Here is a 21,638-nt window from a genome sequence, read left to right as displayed (position 1 = left end):
AGGGGAGAGAGGCTTAATTTACTTAAACCTCGAGTTGGCTACGCTCTCCCCTCGTGGCAGAAGGGCTCGCGAAAAAAAGGAGGAACCTGATCAAGCACTCGCCTTATCCGCCTCAGCCTCCAGGAAGTCCTGCGCGAAGCGCTGCAGCACACCGCCCGCCTTATAAATGGAGACTTCTTCCTGCGTATCCAGGCGGCAAATGACCGGAACTTCCTGGCTCTCGCCATTGGTGCGGTGGATCACGAGCGTCAGGGTCGCCCGGGGTGCCGGCTCGCCTTTCACGTCGAAGGTCTCGGTGCCGTCGATCCCCAGCGTCTTGCGGGTGGTGCCTTCCTCGAACTGCAGCGGCATCACGCCCATGCCCACCAGGTTGGTGCGGTGGATCCGCTCGAAGCCTTCGGCGACGATGGCTTCGACGCCCGCCAGGGCCACGCCCTTGGCGGCCCAGTCCCGGGAAGAGCCCTGCCCGTAATCGGCGCCGGCGACGATGATCAGCGGCTGTTTGCGGTCCATGTAGGTTTCGATGGCTTCCCACATGCGCACTACCTTCCCGTCCGGTTCGATGCGCGCCAGGGAACCCTGCTTCACATCACCGTTCTCGTCGCGGACCATCTCGTTCAGCAGCTTCGGGTTGGCGAAGGTCGCCCGTTGCGCCGTCAGGTGGTCGCCGCGGTGGGTCGCGTAGGAGTTGAAGTCTTCCTCCGGCAGGCCCATTTTCGCCAGGTATTCACCGGCGGCACTGGAGGCCAGGATGGCGTTCGACGGCGACAGGTGGTCGGTGGTGATGTTGTCACCGAGAACCGCCAGCGGCCGCATACCCTTGAGAGTTTTCTCGCCGGCCAGCGCGCCTTCCCAATACGGTGGGCGGCGGATGTAGGTGCTCATCGGGCGCCATTCGTAGAGCGGGTCCGTTTGGGACTGGGCCTTGCGGGTGACGTCGAACATCGGGATGTAGGTCTCGCGGAACTGGTCCGGCTTGACCGACGACCTCACGATGGCGTCGATCTCTTCATCGCTGGGCCAGATGTCCTTGAGCAGGATCGGGTTGCCGTCGGAGTCGTGGCCCAGGGCGTCCTTCTCGATGTCGAAGCGGATGGTCCCGGCAATGGCGTAGGCCACCACCAGCGGCGGCGAGGCCAGGAACGCCTGCTTGGCATAGGGATGTATCCGGCCGTCGAAGTTGCGGTTGCCGGACAGCACTGCCACGGAATACAGATCGCGATCCACCACTTCCTGCTGGATCTTCGGATCCAGTGCCCCACTCATGCCGTTACAGGTGGTGCAGGCAAAGGCGACGACACCGAAGCCGAGCTGTTCCAGTTCCGGCAGCAGGCTGGCTTCCTCCAGGTACATCTTGACGGTCTTGGACCCCGGCGCCAGGGAGGACTTCACCCATGGCTTGCGGATCAGCCCCAGCCTGTTGGCGTTGCGGGCGATCAGGCCGGCCGCCACCATGTTGCGCGGGTTGGAGGTGTTCGTACAACTGGTGATGGCGGCGATGATGACCGCGCCGTCCGGCATTTCACCTTCCTTCTCTTCCCACTGGCCGGCAATGCCGCGCTGGGCCAGTTCGGACGTGGGCAGGTGCGCATGCGGATTGGACGGACCGGCCAGCGTGCGCACCACCCTGGACAGATCGAACTTCAGGACGCGCTCGTACTCGGCGGTCTTCAGGCTGTCGGCCCACAGACCGGTGTGCCTGGCGAACTTCTCCACCAGGGCCACCTGGTCGTCGTCGCGGCCGGTCAGCTTGAGGTAGTCGATGGTCTGGTTGTCGATGTAGAACATCGCCGCGGTGGCGCCGTACTCCGGCGTCATGTTGGAGATGGTGGCGCGGTCGCCCACGGTCAGGCTGTCGGCACCAGCACCGAAGAACTCCAGGTAGGCGCCCACGACCCGCTCCTTACGCAGGAACTCGGTCAGGGCCAGCACCATGTCCGTGCTGGTGATGCCCGGTTGCAGCTTGCCGGTCAGCTCCACGCCGACGATGTCCGGCAGGCGCATCATGGAGGCGCGGCCCAGCATGACGCTTTCGGCTTCCAGGCCGCCGACACCCACGGAAATCACGCCCAGCGCATCCACCATCGGCGTGTGGCTGTCTGTGCCGACACAGGTGTCCGGGAAGGCCACCCGGTCGCGCACCTGGACCACCGGCGACATTTTCTCCAGGTTGATCTGGTGCATGATGCCGTTGCCCGGCGGGATCACGTCCACGTTCTCGAACGCGGTCTTGGTCCAGTTGATGAAGTGGAAGCGGTCGTCGTTGCGGCGGTCCTCGATGGCGCGGTTCTTCTCGAACGCGTCTTTCTCGAAGCCGGGGTGTTCGACAGCCAGGGAGTGATCCACGATCAACTGGGTGGGCACCACCGGGTTGACCTTGGCCGGATCACCGCCCTTCTCCGCGATGGCATCGCGCAGGCCGGCCAGGTCGACCAATGCGGTCTGGCCGAGGATGTCGTGGCACACGACCCGGGCCGGATACCAGGGAAAATCCAGGTCCCGCTTGCGCTCGATGAGCTGCTTCAGGGAATCGGTCAGTGACGCCGGATCACAGCGTCGAACCAGTTGCTCCGCCAGGATACGGGAAGTATACGGAAGCCTGTCGTAGGCGCCGGGCTGGACGGCGTCGACCGCCTCGCGGGTGTCGAAATAGTCGTAGCCGGTGCCCGGCAGGGGCTTGCGGTATTGAGTGTTCATGGTTGACCTTTGGCGATAATGGGTCGGGTGTGGCGTTGGTCTCTCTTCATACCCCTCTCCCCCGGCCCCTCTCCCGCAAAGGGGAAAGGGGAGCTTATAACTCTAACCTGGGGGATAAGCCTTTCTCCCCTGGCGGGAGAGAGCGGGAAGCGTCTTAGGCGCGCTGCTCGATCGGCAGCCACTCGGCGTGATCCGGTCCGGTGTATTCCGCGCTCGGGCGGATGATCCGGTTGTTCTCACGCTGCTCCTTCACGTGGGCGGTCCAGCCGGAGACCCGCGACATCACGAAGATCGGCGTAAACAGCTCGGTCGGGATGCCCATGAAGTGATAGGCCGAAGCGTGGAAGAAGTCCGCATTGCAGAACAGCTTCTTCTCGCGCCACATGACTTCCTCGCAGCGCACGGACACCGGGTACAGCACCTGGTCACCCACTTCCTGCGCCAGTTTTTCGGACCACTTCTTGATGATGGCGTTACGCGGGTCGGACTCCCGGTAGACCGCATGGCCGAAGCCCATGATCTTTTCCTTTCGCCCCAGCATACCGAGCAGGCCCTGCTCCGCTTCGTCCGGGGTCTTGAACTGCTGGATCAGCGCCATGGCCGCCTCGTTTGCACCACCGTGCAGCGGACCGCGCAGTGTGCCGATGGCACCGGTCACGCAGCTGTGGATGTCGGACAGCGTGGAGGCGCAGACCCGTGCGCTAAACGTGGAGGCATTGAACTCGTGCTCCGCATAGAGAATCAGCGAGACGTTCATGACGCGCTCGTGCAGCTCGCTGGGCTTCTTGCCGTGCAGCAGCTCCAGGAAATGGCCGCCGATGGAGTCGCAGTCGCCGTCGGTCTCGATGCGCACACCTTCGTGAACAAAGCGGTACCAGTAGGTGATGATGCTCGGGAATACCGCCAGCATGCGGTCGATTTTGTCATCCTGCTCGCTGAAGTCCTCTTCGGTCTCCAGGTTGCCCAGCATGGAGCAGCCGGTGCGCATCACGTCCATCGGATGGGCGTCCCCGGGGATCTGCTCCAGAACGGCTTTCAGCGCATCCGGCAGCGCCCGCAGGCCCTGCAGCCTGGCCTTGTAGGCGTCCAGCTCCTGCTGGTTCGGCAGCTTGCCGCGCAGCAGCAGGTAGGCCACCTCTTCGAACTGGGCGTTGCCTGCCAGATCCGTAATGTCATAGCCCCGGTAGGTCAGACCGGTTCCGCTCTGACCTACCGTACAGAGTGCGGTTGCGCCCGCGACCTGGCCACGAAGGCCAGCGCCGCCCTGTTTTTTCTCAGCCATGATTGTCACCTTGTGCGTCGTTGTTTGCGATTATTTCGAGTCTTGTGGTGTCTGGCGGTTGGGGCGTTGTGCCGCCAACCGCCGAATTCGGGAATCAGCCGTTCAGTCCTTATGCTGTTTGAACAGCGCATCCAGCTTTTGTTCGAACTCGTGGTAGTTCAGGAAATCGTAGAGCTCCATGCGGGTCTGCATCATGTCGACCACGTCTTTCTGGTCCCCCTTCTCCAGGAGGTTCCGGTAGACGGTCAGCGCGGCCTGGTTCATGGCGCGGAAAGCACTCAGCGGATACAGCACCATGTCGGCGCCGGCCCCTGCCAGCTCCTTGGTGTTGTACAGCGGCGTGGCGCCGAATTCAGTGATGTTGGCCAGGATCGGCACATCCAGTGCTTCGGAGAAGGCGCGGTAGTGTTCCAGTTCGGTCACGGCTTCGGCGAAGATGCCATCGGCGCCGGCTTCGATGCAGGCCCTGGCCCGTTCGATGGCCGGCTCCAGCCCCTCCCGCTGGAAGGCGTCGGTACGCGCCATGATGAAGAAGTTCTCGTTGGTTCGCGCATCCACACAGGCCTTGATGCGGTCGACCATCTCTTCCTGGGAGACGATTTCCTTGTTGGGCCGGTGACCGCAACGCTTCTGGGCCACTTGGTCCTCGATGTGCACCGCGGCTGCTCCGGCGCGTTCCATTTCCCTGATGGTCCGGCCGATGTTGAATGCCCCGCCCCAGCCGGTGTCGATATCGACCAGCAGCGGTGCGTCGGTCACGGCGGTGATGCGACGCACGTCTTCCAGCACGTCGTTCATGGTGGTCATGCCCAGATCAGGCAGACCGTAAGACGCATTCGCGACGCCGCCACCGGACAGGTAGATCGCCTGGTGGCCGACCTTTTCCGCCATCATGGCGCAATAGGCGTTGACGGTGCCCACGATCTGAAGTGGATGGCTCTCTTTTAGGGCTTTGCGGAAACGGGCCCCGGCTGTGAGTGACTGGCTCATAAAATCTCCCCGTTCAGAATGTCAGGACACCTTCCTGAATCTTTTTCTCGATGTTCAGGCGTGCCGCGTTGATATGACGCTGCATCAGAAACTGCGCCAGTTCGCCATCGCGGTTGGCGATGGCGTCGGCAATACTGCGGTGCTCGCGCAGGGCGCGATGAGGACGGCCGGCGGACGTGCTCAACCGGTAGCGATACAGGCGAACCATGTAATACAGGTCACCCAGGAGCATCTGGCTGAGCTTCCGGTTGCGGCTGCCCATGGCGATGCAGTAATGGAAATCATAGTCTCCTTCATGCTGGTAATACGCCTGTCCCTGCGCTTCGTCCACCATCTCTTCGTGGCGATCCAGCAAGCGCTGCAGGTCGGCGATTTCGGCATCGGTCATGCGCTCGGCGGCCTGGCAGGCGGCCAGCCCTTCCATGGCTTCGCGGATACGATAGAGTTCGAGCAGTTCTTCGCCGTTGATCGAGACGACCTTGAAACCGGCGTGGGGACGGCGCACCAGCAGGCCACGTGATTCCAGGCGTCCCAGGGCCTCCCGCAGCGGGCCACGGGTCAGGTTGAAGCGTTCGCACAGTTCAACTTCACCGATCTTTTCGCCCGGGGCCAGCTCGCCCTTGACGATCGCGGTTTGCAGACATTCGAAGGCTTCGTCTGCACGGGTTTGCGTTGGAGTGACGGTCTCAAGCATTTTTGTTGACAATAATATCCGTGATGGCAAGAAAACTACGCCCGGATATTATTTTTGTCAACAATCCGGACTAGAGGATGTCCGGATTGTTGACAATGCGGGAGGGGAATCAGTAGATCTTGCGCTGATCCTTGGGCGGCGGCGTGTACTGGTAGACCCAGGTTTCGGTCAGGGGCTGGTCGTCCAGTTTCAGGTAGAGACGCAGGTCGATCGGCTCCTCGGAATCGTCCGGTACCAGGTCGAACATGGCGCGATAACCGTTGATCTCGTGTAACGGACGCGCCGAGGTGATTTCGATGCGGCCCCGGCTGCTGGTGATCACCGGAACCACTTTGGCGTCCTTGCCCAGCATAGCCAGTGCGCCACCGGCGAAATCCACCGCAAAGCGCCAGGAGAAGTATTCCCGCTTCTGGCCCACGACGCCGCCGAGGCCCGTCCGGGTCGCACGAACCGTGGCCAGTTCGTAGGGCTTCACCGGCGCCTGTTCACCCCAGTTGAGCCGGTAGGAGAACAGGTGCTCCTGGTTGGGTGCCAGCGGTTTCTCGGGGTTCCAGAACGCCACGATGTTGTCGAAGGTTTCATCGACCGTGGGAAGCTCCACCAGCATGACGCTGCCCTTGCCCCAGTCTTCCTTCGGTTCGACCCACACACTGGGGCGCTTGTCATAGAAGACGCCGTCATCCTGGTAATGGTCGAAGTCGCGATCCCGCTGGAGCAGACCGAAACCGCGCGGGTTCTTGTCGACAAAGGTATTCACGCGGACGCCGCGGGGGTTCACCAGTGGTCGCCAGATCCACTCCCCGGCGCCGGTGTGCATGGCCAGGCCATCGGAATCATGGATTTCCGGACGCCAGTCGTAGTCCATGCGCTGATTGTTCTCGCCCACCTGGTACATGCTGGTCAGCGGCGCGATACCCAACCGCTCGATGTGTTTACGCGGATAGAGGGCGGCGCCGATGTCCATCACCATGTTGCGCCCCGGATAGAGGTCGAACACGTAGGCCCCGGTGGTGCTGGGAGAATCCAGTAACGCGTAGACCGTCAGCTTGGTGCTGTGCGGTTGCGGTTTTTCCAGCCAGAAGGCAGTGAACTTCGGAAACTCCTCGTCATGGTCCGTGGCGGTATCGATGGCCAGTCCGCGGGCCGACATGCCGTATTGCATGTCTTTCCCGACGGCGCGGAAATAGCTGGCCCCCTGGAACGCGGCCAGGTCCAGCTTGAAGTTGGTGTGAAACTGGATACGGAAGCCGGCAAAGCCCAGGTCCTCCGGTAAATCACCCAGCGGCTGTTTACCGGAATAACTGAAATAGGACGGGTCGTAACCCAGTTCCTGCGCCTTGCCATCGGTCACTTCGTAGATATGCACCGGCGTCTTGAAGAACAGGCCAAGGTGGAACAGCTGAGCCCGGAAGGCGCTGCCCTCGTCCTGCCAAAGGGACTTCTCGGGGCGAAACTGGATCGCCTGGTAATCATCCCACGACAGATTCTTCAGCGATCGCGGCAGTTCGCCCTCATGGGACTTGAATGGCTTGGAGGCCAGTTCTCTTGCCCGCCCCTTGAGCCATGCGTAGCTGAACGCCTGCGGCTCACCAATCGGTCGAGCGTTGGCCAGGGAGCTCTGGAACAGGGCCGACAGGGGCAGGCCCTGCACCCCGGCGGCAGCGAGCATTTTCATCACGGTACGACGGTCCATGCGGATGGTCTCCTCCTTTCTACCCCTGCTGGGTCAGGTCAATCAGTCACCGGCGGTGAGTTTTTCAATGCGGCGGCCCCAGTAGCTTTCCGGGCGGGCACGCCACGCTTCATGGTGAAGTGTGGCCAGGGACTCCTGGTCCCGGCACAGTTGACTGAGCTCACTGCGGGTGAGGCCATCCGGCCCCTCCCGCAGGCAGCGCTGGACCAGGGTCGCCAGCACCTCCGCGCGCGCGCGGCGACGGTGACTGCCGGCAAGGGCCTGGTGCATCTGGTTCAGGTGTGGTCGCAGGACGGCTTCCTCGAAATTGGTGAGCGGCGACTCTTCGGGTTCGGCTTCCCGGCTGATCTCGGCGTCGTCGAGCAGCGGGCTTGGACTGATCTCTTCGGGAATCAGTAACAGGCGGTGCCGTAGCAAGCGTTCGCCGATGCTGACCCGGCTCAGGTAGACACAGGTCGGCGCCGCCAGGACCAGTGGAATCGCCACCGGCAGTGACCAGAAGAAGAACAGCGGATCCAGGCTCCAGGCAAAGGTGGACCAGGATGCCCCGACCACCAGGCCGGGCAACTGGGTCACGATGGCCTGCCGCCAGGTGGTTTCCTCGGTCCGGTTCTGGCCGGCCCAACTGAGCGAGAAATTCATCAGAGCTCCCAGCACATAGCGGCTATGCGCCAGCATACGCACCGGGGCCAGCAGGACGGAGATGACGATCTCCACAAGGACGCTGACAAACAACCGTCCGATCCCACCGAAAAATTTTGAATGGCGGTGAATCACGGCATCCAGGATGGCCAGGAATTTGGGGATAAACAGCAGGGCCATGGTGCTCAGCGCCAGTCCAAGCGCCCACTCCGGCCGCCATTCCGGCCAGAGCGGGAACAACCCCTGGTGCCCTTCCGGGAAATAGTCGATGGGAGACAGCGCCATCTGCGCCGCCTCGACTGTGGTCAGGATCAGGAAGGCCAGCCACAACGGCGAGGCGCAGTAGGCCATGATGCCGTTCATAAAGGCCATCCGGTGGGCAAACCGCAGCTTGCGGCCGAACAGCATGATCCACAGGTGCTGGATATTGCCCTTGGACCAGCGTTCATCCCGGGTCAGCTCATCGGACAGGGTGGGCGGCGATTCCTCATAGCTTTCGCCCAGTCCCGGCTCCAGCCACACTTCATAGCCTGCCCGCCCCATATAGGCGGCTTCGACAAAGTCGTGACTGAGGATCGGGCCGCCGAAGATGCCGAAGCCGGGCAGCTTCCTCAGACCGCAATGCGCCATGAAGGCATCCACCCGAAGGATGGCGTTGTGCCCCCAGAAGGCGGCGTCGCCCATCTGGATGGCCGCCAGGCCCGTGGCGAACAGGGGGGAATAGACCCGGTTGGCGAACTGCTGCATTCGTGCAAACAGGGATCGGCCGTTGATCAGCGTCGGGTTGGTTTGCAGGATGCCGCACTGGGGCTCGCGCTCCATGAGCTGCACCATCCGCACCAGGGTACGGCCACTGACCAGACTGTCCGCATCCAGCACGACCATGTACTTCGACCGCCGCCCCCAGCGACGCAGGTAATCGGCGACGTTACCGCTCTTGTAGTTGAGATTGACGGTCCGGCGCCGGTAGAACATCCGGCCTTCGGCGCCAAGCTCTTCCGCCATCCGCTGCCAGGTCGCCTGCTCTTCCAGCCAGACGTTGGGATCCCGGCTGTCGGAGAGGATGTAGAACTCGAAATTCTCGATCTGCCCGGCACGCTCGATATCCCGATAGACCGCCTTGAGGCCGCTCAGCGTGCGGTGGACGGGCTCGTGGTAGACCGGCATGATCACGGCCGTCTTTCCCAGCGGAGTCTTATCGAGCTCTTCCGGCGAATGCCGCCGCATGAGGGATCGCCGGTCACCGCCGAACAGGCGCAGGACAAACCCCAGCATGGCAGTCCAGAAGCCGACGGCAATCCAGGAATACAGCAGGGCGAACAGGATCAGCAGGCCCAGCTCAACGCCGGTCCCTCCATGGTAAGGCAGCACCCACAGCAGGTAATAGCAAGCCACAGTGGTCTGCCCAAAAACGAACAGGATCAGCAGACTGCGCCGGACAAAGGCGATGCCCCGCCAGCGATAACGTTTAGTGGTTTTCGCCGGCACGGCGCCTTGGGTTGTTCGCTCCTGGAGCGCTTCAGACATAGGGATGGTATCCGATACTGCCGCGCATCAACGACGGGCTTTGCTGGGGAATAGCCAGGGGGGGCAAGTCAAAATAGTCCGGGATCATGTCCATGGCCCGCGCCATGACATCGTGACTCCCCGTCTCCAGCGCCCGGTCCACGAGTCGAAGCGCCTTCCGGCAGTTCTCGGATGTGATTTCCACACCACAACCACGCAGGTAGGCGATCAACCTATCCAGGGCTTGTTGACAGACAGCTCGTTGCATCCACTCTTCCTCCTGACCGGGTTATTCCTTTGGTGTCCGCAAATCCGAGTCGACCGGCAGTTGATAGGTCCAGGTCTCGGTCAGCGGTTTACCGTCCATGCTCAGGAAGCCGCGCAGGGTCATGTCTGCATCCGGCTCTGGCTGGACCAGCATGGAAAGCCGCCAGGCATTGCTGGGCTCGTTGTACTCGACAAAATGCTCGATCACCTTGACGTGATCCCCACCGGTCACCTGACTGACAACCGGAGCGTCCGGTTTGAGCTTGTCCAGCTCGCCACCCTTGAAATCGACAATCAGCCGGTAGGCGCCATCCACATTCCCACCACCGATCCGATTGCCCTCGCCCACGAATGTCTGCATGGCATGTGCCGTGGGTTGATTGGCAATCGAAGGGCCGCCGAAGCTCAGCGTGTATTGCAGGGTCCGCTCGTCTCCGGCCTTGACCTTACTTTCCGGCTGCCAGAAGGCGACGATGTTGTCGTTAACCTCGGAACGCGTGGGAATTTCCACCAACACCACATGCCCCTTGCCCCAGTCGCCTTTCGTCTCGACCCACGCACTGGGGCGCTTGTCGTAACGGGCTTCCATGTCCTCGAAGTTGTAGAACCGGGTGTTGCGCTGCATCAGGCCGAACCCCTTGAGATCCTGGGCCTGGAGATAACTCATCCGCAGCTTGCGGGGATTCAGCAGGGGGCGCCAAAGCCATTCACCGGTGTCGCCGTCGTGGATCAGCAGGCCATCGGAATCGTGCACCTGCGGACGCCATTCCCCTACCGGCCGAACGGTGTTCTCACCGTAATAGAACATCGAGGTCAGTGGCGCGAGCCCCAGCAGGTCGACATGGTCCCGGAAGAACAGCTTGGCGGTCACATCCACACGGGTGCTGTCGCCCGGGTGGATATCGAATTGGTAGGCACCGGTCAGGCTGGGGCCGTCCAGCAACGCGTAGACGCGCATGGTGTCACTGCCGCCGGCCGGTCGCTCCAGCCAGAACTCCACAAAACTGGGGACTTCTTCACCGGATGGCAGACCGGTGTTGATAGCGATGCCCCGCGCCGAGAGCCCGAACCGGTTATCCCGTCCCAGCCCACGGAAATAGCTGGCGCCGCCAAAGACCATGAATTGCTCGGGATTGGTTTCCTTGTGGAGCGGGAACGCCAGCTTGAACCCGGCATAGCCCAGGTCTGCCGGAACGCGCTTGGCAAACGCATCGTTCGGATAGTTGAAGTTGGCCTTGTCGAAGGTGATGGGCTCCACGCCCTGGCTGTCGACCTGGTGCAGCTTCACCGCATGGGCATAGTAGCTTCCCGGGGGAAACAGCCGTACCTGGAAGCGGGACCGGCCCTCTCGCCAGAGACTGGCCTCGGGCTTGAAGCGGACGGCCTGGTAATCACTGTAGCTGAGATCCCGGAGGAACTGGGGCGCCGGCGCAGGCGCTTCGAAGGGCTTTCCAGCCCGGGCTTTTGCCATCTGTTCCACATCGTCCAGCCCAAAGGCGCTGGCTGTTTGGGTGGCCAGCAGCATCACAGGGGCTAGCAGGAACAAAAGCAATCGGGCTGAAAGCATGGACTGTCCGTCTCCGTCGTTTCAGTAAATTAGAGGGCGTGTCAGAAGCCGGATCGCCAACTCCCTGACCTATCCGGTGTTCGCATGCTCCCGGGCGCACCCATCCGCGGATGGAGACCGTGGCCAGCAGGAGCCGTCTGTCTATTTCCGGCATACCAGAACTTTTAATGTAACACTGTCAGTAGCTTATGCTTCAAGTGACATCTCTGTAAGGCACGGAAATAAACAGGCTCCGGATAGCGATCAGTATATGACCAATTCCGGCCAGACGTCAGGATATGTCGGTTTGAACGGCAGAATAACGGGTCAGAGGGAGAGGGTCCGGAAAACAGCTCAGACCAAACTAGAGACCCATCGAGAGAGAAAGGGACACGTCCGGTACGTCCGGCTTGGTGGTGGCCAGGCTCGACGCGCCGAGCATACGCCCAACGCTCAAACCGGCCTGAAAGCCCTGCCCCTGCATGCTGAGCGAGATCTCGGCGGCGCTGGCGGAACCGTAGCGGTCCGCCTGGGCTTCGGTATAGGGGACCCAGCCCCGCAGCAGGGAAAAGTTCAGACCGGATCGCAGGTAGGGCATCAGGGGCATATCAAAATGCGGGCTGCTCGCATCCAGCCGGAGCCACCCGCCTTGCGAGGCACTCACGCTCTGCCCGTTGAAGCCGGAAATCAGGGACGACCCGGCCACCGTCAGGTATTCGGAATCCGGCAGGTCGTTGGGAGAAAACTGGTAATGACCACTCAACCCCCAGCGCCAGCTGAAGAAATCGCGGGACAGTGCGGCGGACAATGAGTATTTGCTGAAGGCTTCATCCTCGTTGAAGTCCTCCTCCATGTCGTATTCCTTGCCGACCATTTCCAGGCCGCTCACTGCGGACACCTGAGTCGTTGCGATCACGTCGTACCAGAGTTCATGGGATGTGGATCCCTGCAGGGTAAACCGCGACTTCTGGCGGCTTGAGTCTTCCACCCATTCGCCATCCTCGTAATAGGATGCATCCCGGGTCGACAGGCTCATGACGCTGTCAAACTGCACGCCGTACAGGGAAAAAAGCGCGCGCTGCCCGCTGACGTGGATGTTGCGCCCTTCTCCACTGGCGTCGTACTTGCCTTCGTCACCAATGACGGTGCTGCGATAGGAGAAGTTGTCGACATCGAAACTGAAGCGGTTCAGGCCCAGCGGAAACGCGTAGTGGAAAGAAAACGCTTCGGCTTCGTTTTCGATGCGCTGGGATTCCGACTCATTGAAGTTGAGCCGCAGGGCATGGTCGTCGCGAATCAGGTTGTCGGCCTCCAGGCCAATCTGCCCGCTTCGCTGGTCACGGGAGGATGCCGAGTTCCCCGCCAGTTGCAGATGGGACCCGAGCCAGTGCCGGTGAACGTGCTGGAAGCGCACCGTAGGTGCCTTCGGGCTGTCGGCCGACGCCGTATTACCACCTTCGACCGGAGCAACGTCGGCCAGCCCCGCCGGACGGCTCCAGCGCCCGAAGGTGTACGACGGCAGGGCATCCGAAGCGACCAGCGCCGTGCCGCGACTGGAAAAATGAGCCGTTGCGGACGGGCCGGACCGGGCGATATCCTTGCGCGTTTCCCCCATGGCGGCATTGCGAAAACGCAGCGTCAGCACATGATCGACAATGGGGCGTTCCGGCAGCCAGGCGATGGTATCCTGCTCGCCCTCTTCCTCCAGTACGCGGTTGATGCGACTGGCCAGACCGTTGAGCCGTTCCGGATCCAGGCACTGACGCGTTTCCGGTTGCACCAGGGCCTGAACCCGTGTGACGACGCGACTCGAGAGGAGTCTCAGGCCCGGCATGCGCACGGAGTCGATCGGCACACAACGGCCTGAAGGCCAGTCGGTCTGCAGTTGGGCGCGATCCGGTCGTGTGGCAGCGTGGGGGGCGGGCGTCAGCCAGCCGCTCACCGGCTGCTGATTGGAAAAGCTGGCATCCAAGGCGCTGGACAGCCGCGTGGCATTGTCTGTCGACGGCGAGGCAAAGCGCACGACAGCACCGCTTGGGGCGCTGATCAGGCAGCCGACAAAAACCATGAGTGCCACAAATTTCAAAGCGAGCGTCTCCATCGGACACAAGCAGTGCGTCCGACTCTTCGGTCAGTGGAATTAAAGGAATCGTTGTACCGAAAATCCCAGACGACACACTTGGGATGGTCTTGCGAATTCGCTGTCATTCAGAGCCCGGAACGGAGTCCGAATGGTATTTGCCTGGGCGACACCGCAAGCACGGTAAGCATTATTGGCAGTTCCGACTATAAGGAAGGTGACTGTGACATACCAGACCTTATTATCAAAAATTTACAAATTTAATTTTTAACGTAAAACAACAGGTTGTAACAATATTTGTATGTAGTTTCTGGAGATAGATTAAACGCCGTTAACCTTCCCGGACCTCCCTCCAGGAACGCAGCCACCGTCGCCGCAGATCACGTATTTTTCCTTTTTATTCAATCGATTCCGATAGAAACGCACAGAACCGCCCTCGTCTCCGACCGAACAACGACGATTCTCTCGCCCACGCACCAATCCGGTGCGCTCACCCATCAACTCCATGTGTCGCCAAACAGGCCGGGTTTTCGGCGAGAACCAATCGAAGCGGCGTTTATGTCCCCTGCGGCACGCTCAGCGAAATGACGCTTGCCCGGGGCCCGGAATGCGTCCGATACTGAACTGCCCCCTCCCGGCGGGCGAGCGGTATCCGGTGAGCCATGCCCGAATTACGCCAAAGTGACGAAGTGGTAAGCGGCCATGTCTCCATTTGTCACATCAACTTGGTTACACTTGGCAAACTTTGTGCAAAACCTGAAATGTTCCGGAGACCTTTCCCCGGACGGGCCCTCGCCCGGTCATGGACAGGTTTGAATGAACCGCTACTAAGGACGATTCATATGATCAGGAAGTGCCTATTCCCCGTTGCCGGTTACGGTACCCGCTTTCTTCCCGCCACCAAGGCCATGCCCAAGGAAATCCTGCCCATCGTAAACAAGCCGCTGGTGCAGTACGGCGTGGAAGAGGCTGCCGAGGCCGGCATCCATGAGTTCGGCTTCGTAACCGGCCGCGGCAAGCGCGCCATCGAAGATCACTTCGACATCAGCTATGAGCTCGAGCACCAGATCGCCGGTTCAGGCAAGGAAAACCTGCTCACGTCGATCCGTGAACTGATCGACAACAGTTCGTTTTCGTTTACCCGTCAGAATGAAATGAAAGGCCTGGGCCACGCGATCTGGACCGGTCGCAACCTGATGGGCGACAACCCGTTCGCCGTCGTCCTGGCGGACGATTTCTGCGTAGCCGAACCGGGCGATATCGGCGTGCTGGCGCAAATGGCTGAGCTCTACAAGCAGTTCCGCTGCTCCATCGTCGCCATTGAGGAAGTGCCGGAAGACGAGACCCACAAATACGGCGTCATCGCCGGGGAACCGATGAAGGATGGCCTCTACCGCATTACCGACATGGTGGAGAAGCCGGCGCCGGAAGACGCGCCGTCCAACCTGGCCATTATCGGCCGCTATATCCTGACGCCGGACATCTTCGAGATCATCGAGAACACCGAGCCCGGCAAGAACGGCGAAGTACAGATTACCGACGCCCTGCTCCACCAGGCACAGAAAGGTTGCGTGCTGGCCTACAAGTTCCGTGGCCGTCGCTTTGACTGCGGTAGCGTGGATGGCTTCGTCGACGCCACCAACTACGTGTACAACAACATCTACAAGAACGGCCGGTGATCCCCCGCCGTGATTCAGCCGAGCAGCTGAATCAGCATGCGCCGGTTCTCCGCGGTGGTATTGCGGAACCGGCGCAGCATTTCCATTTCCTCTTCGGTGGGCTTGAGTCGCTCGATTTCCCGTTCCAGTTCCTCGAGTACACGCCCCAGATCGGCCTGTGAATCAAACGCCAGACCCGGCAGTTCCAGTTGCCCCGCATCCGGTGCGTCCTCAAAATCCAGCAGGGCTTCCAGCGGTGTCTCCGTCTTGAGGCAGAGATCCATCAACTCGTCGATATCCGGATAGGTGCGGGTCTTTGGGTTCTCGCTTTCCCATCCGGCAACCCGCCGCTCATCGGCATCGCACAGACGGGCGATATCCGCGACCGACAGCTGTCTGGACTCCCGCAATACCCGCAGGCGTCGATGAAAGGACTTCATGTACCGCATCACCGGTCTCTCCCCTCTGACTCATCGTCCGGCCAGCGCGGGTCGCGTCCCGCGTCAACGGCCTGTATACCCTCAACCTGTTCAGCCGTGCCCTGCAACTCAACCATCCAGTCCCGCTCAGCGGCAAAGCCGGTTTCCAGCGGGCGCATCCGTGCGTGCTCAATCAGCTGCTTGGTCGCCCGAATCGCGTGCGGTCCCTGATGGAAAGAGCGTTGCACCCAACCAGCCGCCATGTCACCCGCCAGCCCGGGATCGCTTATGGCATCGACCAGGCCGATCGCGAGGGCCGTTTCGGCGTCGACCGACTCGCCGCACAGCAAAAGGCGCTTGGCCCACACCTCCCCGACCAGTCTGGGCAGCAGTTGACTGCCACCGCCAACCGGCACCAGTCCGTAGCGCGCTGGCACCATGGACAGCCGCACCGTCGGCTCGGCGATTCTGAAGTCACAGCATAGCGCACATTCCAGCCCGGCGTCCGCGGCATCGCCGGTCAATGCGGCGGCGGATACGCCCGGGAAACGGCGCAGTGCATTGAATGCCAGACCGAACTCACGATTGACGCCGGCACCGGCGGCCTTGCTGCCCTCATGGAACAGGGAAAGATCCACCCCGCGGGAAAAGGGCTGACCGGGCTGGCCCTCTATGACAAGCCCCCGGACGTCCCGGCGCAAGCCGAGGGCCTGCATATCCCGATAGAACGCGTCGAGGCTGGCATCGTTCCAAAAGGCCTTCGACGTCTGGGGCAGCCGCATGCGCGCCAGCCCGCTCTCCAGGCTCAGGTCTGTCAGGAAGGAATCGGACAAGGGCTACTCCTGGCGGAACATTCAATGGGAGACAAACGCCCATTACACCTTATGGACTCACTCCCACGCAATTGCCGGTCGCTATGAAAACGGTCCTAAATCAATCGGTTCAATACGCTGCCGCGCAGGCTTACGAATGGCTCCCGGGGCACTATACTGCCTGTATCGCACTGCTCTAGGAGTCGACCGTCATGGCTTATTCTCCCCTGGACTGGCAGGCCCTTACCACTGTCGAACTGAAAGACCACATCAGCGATTCCGCCATCGCGGTATTGCCGGTGGCAGCCATTGAACAGCATGGCCCCCACCTGCCGCTGGCCACTGACCGGATCATCGGTGAGGGAATCCTGCAAGCCGCCGTCGAACGCTTCGACGACGCCCGGCTCCTGGTGCTGCCCACGCTGCCCATCGGCCTCAGCCTCGAACATAGCGGGTTCCCGGGCACCCTGTCGCTGCGTCCGGATACCGCCATCGATGTACTGGTGGACATCGGCCAGTCCATTGCCAGCGCCGGGATTCACCGACTGGTGATCTTCAACAGCCACGGCGGGAACCGCCAGATCATCGACCTGGCGGCGTTGCAACTGCGCCAGCGGTTCCGGATGCTGGTGGTCAAGGCCAACTACTTTCGTTATCAGATCCCGCAGGAACTGGTTGACGCGGAAGAGCTCTCCCGCGGGCTGCACGGTGGCGAGCTGGAGACTGCCATGATGCTGCACCTGGCCCCCGACCAGGTTCGACAGGACCTGATCGAGCATTTCCAGTCACTGGAGGAAACGGTCATGGCCGACAACCGACACCTGAAACCGGAAGGGGAAGCCGCATTCGCCTGGATGGGCCAGGACCTGAACCCCGCCGGTGTGGTTGGCCGGGCCAGCCGGGCCACCGCCGGTCAGGGTGCCCAGTTGGTGGCTCACTTTGCCGGAGCCCTGGCAGAAACCTTCAGGGAAACGGCCCGCTTCAACCTTCGACTGCTGCGCTGACCTGGAATCCGGTCATCAACGGCGCCGTAAGGCATCCGGGCAGATCCCATTCCTTATATCAAAAGGCCCCTCAACGCCATGGCAGGACGACCGCTGCACGCCACAGAGGCATGGCACCTGATCCGACAGCTGGCGCGATCGGACATGATCGGCCCCTACCCGGCCGATTCACCGGACGGCGCTGCGCTCACCCTGCTTGGTGACGGCTCCTGGCATCTCCACCGGGATCCGGCCGATGCCGTGGTGGCGGATCTGCTGGCCTGCTTCCTGCCACTGTGCCATCCGGCACTCGCTCCCCTGGTGTATGCCCAGGTCGGGCAGAGCCTGGATGGCCGCATCGCCACGGTCACCGGTGCGTCCCACTACATCAACGGCTGCGATGGGCTCGATCACCTGCACCGCCTGAGGGCGATTGCCGATGTCGTCGTGGTCGGTGCCGGCACGGCGGATTCCGACAACCCGCAACTGACAGTGCGGCGGGTGGATGGTGACAACCCGGATCGGGCCATCATCGATCCGCGCCGACGGGTGTCGCCGGATCAGGTCGTGTTCGACCAGTCCGCCGCCCCCACCTTTCGCCTGGTGCATGATGCGCCCTGCCGGGCCGATGAGATCCAGGTGACGTGCGAATCTGCCACGGTAACGCCGGCCGATATCATCCGCTGCCTGCAAGCCAGGGGCTACCGGCGGATCTTTATTGAAGGGGGTGGTCAGACGGTATCGCGTTTCCTCCACGCCGGCTGCCTGGATCACCTCCACCTGATTGTGGCGCCGATGATCATCGGCAGCGGCATTCCCGCCCTGCAGCTCCCCGAAATAGACGAGCTCGATGGTGCGCTGCGGCCGGAGACCGTGCCGTTCAGGCTGGGCAGCGACTACCTGTTCGACATGAGGTTCCGGCCACCGCCCGCCTGAACGGCCGCAGGAAGACGGCGCCCGGCCGGGTCACCAGCGGATACCTGCCGCGGGGTACGGCACATCCGGCAAGGCCAGCAGATCCTGGTGACTCACGCGGATCCGGCTTTCTCCCCGCTGGACCAGGGCCAGCCGCGCGTCCAGCCAGCGGGCAATCCGTCCGGCGGATGCCGGCCGCCATTCCGTGACCGCCCGGGCCCAGCCGGTCAGCAATTTTTCCTGCAATTCCCCTTGGGACGCGCCCAGCGACCAGGTCGCCGGTTCGTGGAAGACGCGATAACCCGCCCGCCGGAACATCGCCTCACAGGCGGACCAGGCACCCGGTCCCAGTGCCGGACCGCTCCCCTTGTCCTGTTGCTGATGGGCGTTCACGGACCGGTTGATCCAGCCGTCATCCGCCAGGCGTGGCATCAGTTCGATCTCGCCGCTGTAGGAGAGCGTCATCAGACAGGCGGCCCGGCGCTGAACTGTGCACCGAACCAGTTGTTCCAGCCACGGCGCCGACATCAGGTCCAGCAAGGCCGATGCCGTGACCAGTGCCGCTCCATCGGGCACCAGTGCCTCCAGCGCCTTCACCAGATCGCCCTGCTGTGGGAGCAAACCGACTACTCCGGCTAGCGAGCGGCAGCGTTCGCTGGCCTCTTCGAGGAGCCCGGCATCATGATCCAGCAGATGCCAGTACTGTCCCGCCGGCAGTCTCGAGGCCAGGTAGCGGACGTTCGATCCGCTGCCGCATCCCAGGTCGCACAGGCGATAGGGCCCGACGACGCCTTCCGCCAGCCAGTCCGACAGGCGGTCAGTCAGTCCCTGGCTGCGCGCCGCATGATCGGCTGTCTCGCGGCTGGCCAGCCAGTCCCGCTCGAAAACCGTAGAGGGATGGGGCATGGCCTACTCCGGGTGCATATGCGGTGGCTGCTCCAGCAGGTTTGCAACGGCCGACCGGAACGTCGCGGCGGCGTCGTCCCATGACGGCAGCGCCCGTCTCTCGGAAGCGGCACCGGCCAGGAGTTGCTGGAGGCGTCCCGGCATCGTCATCAGTTGTCGGAGCGCGGCGGTCAGTGCGACCACATCCCCGGGAGTGACCTTGATCGCGGCATCGCTGGACGCCGTATGGGCCAGTGCACCGCCGGTGGTCGTGATGACCGGCAGGCCATAGGCCATTGCTTCGGTGATAACCATGCCGTACCCCTCGTACCAGGAGGGCAGCACGAAGATGTCCGCGGAGCGATAGGCCCGGTCGAGGCCGCTGTCGTCCAGTTCGCCAACGCAGTGCACCCGATCCTCCAGGCCGGCCTCCTGGATCTGACGATACAGTGTCTCGACATAACTCGGGTGCCGGTCCAGCGATCCGGCCAGGGAACACTGCCAGTCCAGATCCGCGCATTGCGCCAAAGCGCGGACCAGCAGGTCCTGCCCCTTACGCGGGCCGAGCGTTGCCACACACAGGAGTCGGAACGGATCACCGGCCGCCAGCGGGCTTTCCGGGGCCACTGTCGCCGGCACCGTCACGCCGGGAATCACCACCTCGATCCGGGAGGCCCGCACGTCATAGGCTTCAAGGCGCCCGGCCGTGTAGGGACTGGTGACAATCACGCGCCCAACGGCGGCCAGGGCGGCCTTTTCGGTCTGGAAGTAGTGGCGCTGTTCCGCCTCATCCAGGCCCGTCTCGTCCGCCAGCGGATGGTGCACCAGGGCCATCACCTCGAGACGGTCCAGGTGGCGCTGCGCCAGCGGCGGAAGACCGCACAGGGCCAGTCCGTCGATGACGACCCGGGCGCCGTCGGCAAGCGCGTCCAGCGTCTCGTCCATCGCGTGGCGGGCAGCGGCGTCGCCCTCCGGGAAGGCGCCGTCCAGGCCGATCAGCTGTACCGTGAGTCCGCGGCGGCGCAGACCGTCCACAATGCTGCGCACGTAGCCGTAGCCTCCGGTGCACTGGTCCGGATCGCCGGCGACGAGAAACGTCATGTCGGATGATTCAGAGGTCCTGTTCATAGGTGGCCCAGGCCACATGCGATTCTCCCATGGTCACTTTCAGTCGTTTGAGTCCCAGGGCCTCCTGGCCCAGCGCACCGGAGCGGATTCGCTCCATCATGCGCCGGCAGACAACCCGGGCCATGAATTCGGTGGTGGTATTGTGCCCGCGGAATTCATCATGCTCATCCAGGTTGCTCAGATTTAATTGGCTCACCAGCGCACGCAACTGCTCGCCGGCCAGTCCGATATCCACCACCAGGTCATCGGCGTCGAGCTCGTCCCGATAGAACGTGACATCCACAACGTAAGTCGCCCCGTGCAGGGCCTGGGCCGGTCCGAAGCGGGGCGAGTTGAAACTGTGGGCGATCATCATGTGATCACGTACAGTCAGACTGAACATAAGGCAGGTTCCTTCCACTGGTCGGGGACGCCGTCAACGAAGCGCCCCGCGGTTTCAATAGTTCACCCTATGGCACAGGACGCCGCTGTCCGGGGCCGTGACTGTGGCCATCGCCTTCGGTAATTCAGTGAAGTCGCCGTTGGCGTTGATCAGGACATCGAGTTCCGGTGCCTGTAGCAGGGTCAGCGCCAAAGCCATGCGGTCACGGTGGCTCCAGCGGGGTGCCTGTGCCGGCGCAATCCTCCCGACCTGGCTGGCGATCAGTGACAGCCGGCGGGAATGGAAGGCACCGCCCAGGTTCAACGGCACGGGGCGGTCACCGTACCAGCTCATTTCCACGATGCGTCCTTCCACCCCGGCCATCGCCAGTGCGGTATCCAGTCCCTCCGGATGGCCACTGGCGTGGATCACCAGGTCGTGGTCGTCGCGACCATCGCTCTCCGCCCGCCAGCGCACGCCCAGTCGTTCCAGGACCGCAGCTTTGCCGGGATCCGGATCGACAGCCTGGACGCGGGTCCCGGGAATGCGACTGAGCAACCAGGCAACCAGGCAACCCACGACGCCACAACCAATCACCACCGCCCGGTCCCCCACTCGCGGCGTGGCATCCCATAGCGCGTTCACGGCGGTTTCCAGGTTCGCCGCCAGGATCGCCCGTTCAGGCGGCACGGTGTCCGGTAACGGGACGACTGCGGCCTCCGGAATACGAAAGCAGGTTTGATGCGGGAACAGGGAAAACACCAGGCGGTTCCTCAACGAGACCGGTCCTTCCAGGACCCGCCCGACATTGGCGTACCCGTATTTCACCGGGTAAGGGAACTCGCCCTCCTGGAATGGACACCGCATCCGCTCGTATTCGGTTTCGGGAACCCGGCCGTTGAAGACCAGACTTTCGGTACCCCGACTGATGCCGCTGTATAACGTCTCGACAATCACATCGCCGGTTTCGGAGAGTTGCTGGCGCGACACCTGCACGGGCCGCAGTTCACCCTTGCGGTATCCCGTCACCCAGAAGGCCCTGCCCTGGTAATCCGGCCGCGTTCCCGATCCTGGCATATG

General features: G+C 62.4%; 18 protein-coding genes. 3 read left to right on the top strand and 15 right to left on the bottom strand.

Translation table 11 applies throughout. From position 1 onward, the window contains the following. Window positions 1–90: 90 nt before the first annotated feature. The 9 genes from acnD to EZI54_RS16925 form a co-directional block, all read right to left on the bottom strand. Window positions 91–2,697, bottom strand: a complete 2,607-nt coding sequence (acnD, locus tag EZI54_RS16965; RefSeq protein ID WP_131483071.1) for a Fe/S-dependent 2-methylisocitrate dehydratase AcnD — start codon at window positions 2,695–2,697, stop codon at window positions 91–93. Between the two features lie 154 nt (window positions 2,698–2,851). Next, entirely contained in the window at window positions 2,852–3,979 is a 1,128-nt protein-coding gene (gene prpC, locus EZI54_RS16960; RefSeq protein ID WP_131483070.1) for a bifunctional 2-methylcitrate synthase/citrate synthase, read from the bottom strand. A gap of 102 nt (window positions 3,980–4,081) precedes the next feature. Beyond that, window positions 4,082–4,969 carry a methylisocitrate lyase gene (prpB, locus tag EZI54_RS16955; protein WP_131483069.1) on the bottom strand — a complete coding sequence of 296 codons (888 nt, stop codon included), beginning with the start codon at window positions 4,967–4,969 and terminating at the stop codon, window positions 4,082–4,084. 13 nt (window positions 4,970–4,982) lie between these two features. Further along, on the bottom strand, window positions 4,983–5,663 hold the full coding sequence (locus EZI54_RS16950) for a GntR family transcriptional regulator (protein ID WP_131483068.1): 681 nt from the start codon (window positions 5,661–5,663) through the stop codon (window positions 4,983–4,985). 109 nt (window positions 5,664–5,772) lie between these two features. Continuing rightward, entirely contained in the window at window positions 5,773–7,356 is a 1,584-nt protein-coding gene (locus EZI54_RS16945; RefSeq protein ID WP_165495776.1) for an OpgD/OpgG family glucan biosynthesis protein, read from the bottom strand. Window positions 7,357–7,398: 42 nt separating this feature from the next. Then, a complete protein-coding gene (gene mdoH / locus EZI54_RS16940; protein WP_131483067.1) occupies window positions 7,399–9,525 on the bottom strand; it encodes a glucans biosynthesis glucosyltransferase MdoH in 2,127 nt (708 codons plus the stop codon). After that, window positions 9,518–9,772, bottom strand: a complete 255-nt coding sequence (locus tag EZI54_RS16935; RefSeq protein ID WP_131483066.1) for a hypothetical protein — start codon at window positions 9,770–9,772, stop codon at window positions 9,518–9,520. The genes mdoH and EZI54_RS16935 overlap by 8 nt, the downstream gene beginning before the upstream one ends. Before the next feature lie 21 nt (window positions 9,773–9,793). After that, window positions 9,794–11,338 (bottom strand): glucan biosynthesis protein G, encoded by a 1,545-nt coding sequence (locus EZI54_RS16930; RefSeq protein WP_131483065.1) that lies wholly within the window; start codon window positions 11,336–11,338, stop codon window positions 9,794–9,796. 343 nt (window positions 11,339–11,681) lie between these two features. Then, window positions 11,682–13,394, bottom strand: a complete 1,713-nt coding sequence (locus EZI54_RS16925; protein ID WP_242674508.1) for a ShlB/FhaC/HecB family hemolysin secretion/activation protein — start codon at window positions 13,392–13,394, stop codon at window positions 11,682–11,684. A gap of 845 nt (window positions 13,395–14,239) precedes the next feature. On the opposite strand from EZI54_RS16925, the gene galU reads away from it, so the two are divergent. Then, a complete protein-coding gene (gene galU, locus EZI54_RS16920) occupies window positions 14,240–15,076 on the top strand; it encodes a UTP--glucose-1-phosphate uridylyltransferase GalU (RefSeq protein WP_131483063.1) in 837 nt (278 codons plus the stop codon). 14 nt (window positions 15,077–15,090) lie between these two features. On the opposite strand, the gene EZI54_RS16915 is transcribed toward galU, so the two are convergent. Both EZI54_RS16915 and EZI54_RS16910 read right to left on the bottom strand, forming a co-directional pair. Further along, entirely contained in the window at window positions 15,091–15,495 is a 405-nt protein-coding gene (locus EZI54_RS16915) for a helix-turn-helix domain-containing protein (RefSeq protein ID WP_242674505.1), read from the bottom strand. Window positions 15,496–15,503: 8 nt separating this feature from the next. Beyond that, window positions 15,504–16,307, bottom strand: a complete 804-nt coding sequence (locus EZI54_RS16910; RefSeq protein ID WP_131483061.1) for an enoyl-CoA hydratase-related protein — start codon at window positions 16,305–16,307, stop codon at window positions 15,504–15,506. 191 nt (window positions 16,308–16,498) lie between these two features. Here EZI54_RS16910 and EZI54_RS16905 point away from each other — a divergent pair, with 191 nt between their 5' ends. Together EZI54_RS16905 and EZI54_RS16900 are read left to right on the top strand one after the other, a co-directional pair. Beyond that, the gene (locus tag EZI54_RS16905) at window positions 16,499–17,290 is read left to right on the top strand and encodes a creatininase family protein (protein WP_131483060.1); all 792 of its coding nucleotides are present in this window, start codon (window positions 16,499–16,501) and stop codon (window positions 17,288–17,290) included. Between the two features lie 78 nt (window positions 17,291–17,368). After that, window positions 17,369–18,205: a RibD family protein gene (locus EZI54_RS16900; RefSeq protein WP_131483059.1), complete on the top strand. Its 837-nt coding sequence runs from the start codon at window positions 17,369–17,371 to the stop codon at window positions 18,203–18,205. 30 nt (window positions 18,206–18,235) lie between these two features. Here the strand turns inward: EZI54_RS16900 and EZI54_RS16895 are convergent, their stop codons facing one another. Genes EZI54_RS16895 through EZI54_RS16880 form a run of 4 tightly spaced genes read right to left on the bottom strand, consistent with a single transcriptional unit; the run spans window position 18,236 to window position 21,635 of the window. Further along, window positions 18,236–19,090, bottom strand: coding sequence for a class I SAM-dependent methyltransferase (locus EZI54_RS16895; protein ID WP_131483058.1), 855 nt, complete (start codon window positions 19,088–19,090; stop codon window positions 18,236–18,238). A gap of 3 nt (window positions 19,091–19,093) precedes the next feature. After that, window positions 19,094–20,170, bottom strand: a complete 1,077-nt coding sequence (locus tag EZI54_RS16890) for a glycosyltransferase family 4 protein (RefSeq protein ID WP_131483057.1) — start codon at window positions 20,168–20,170, stop codon at window positions 19,094–19,096. A 10-nt stretch (window positions 20,171–20,180) separates the two neighbouring features. After that, complete coding sequence (locus EZI54_RS16885; protein WP_131483056.1) at window positions 20,181–20,579, bottom strand: 6-pyruvoyl trahydropterin synthase family protein; 399 nt, start codon at window positions 20,577–20,579, stop codon at window positions 20,181–20,183. Window positions 20,580–20,633: 54 nt separating this feature from the next. Beyond that, on the bottom strand, window positions 20,634–21,635 hold the full coding sequence (locus tag EZI54_RS16880) for a zinc-dependent alcohol dehydrogenase (protein WP_131483055.1): 1,002 nt from the start codon (window positions 21,633–21,635) through the stop codon (window positions 20,634–20,636). Window positions 21,636–21,638: the final 3 nt, after the last annotated feature.

It is taken from the genome of Marinobacter halodurans (assembly GCF_004327985.1).
Taxonomy (GTDB): domain Bacteria; phylum Pseudomonadota; class Gammaproteobacteria; order Pseudomonadales; family Oleiphilaceae; genus Marinobacter_A; species Marinobacter_A halodurans.
Note: the sequence above shows the minus strand (reverse complement) of the source record. Positions and strands in the feature narration are given on the sequence as shown.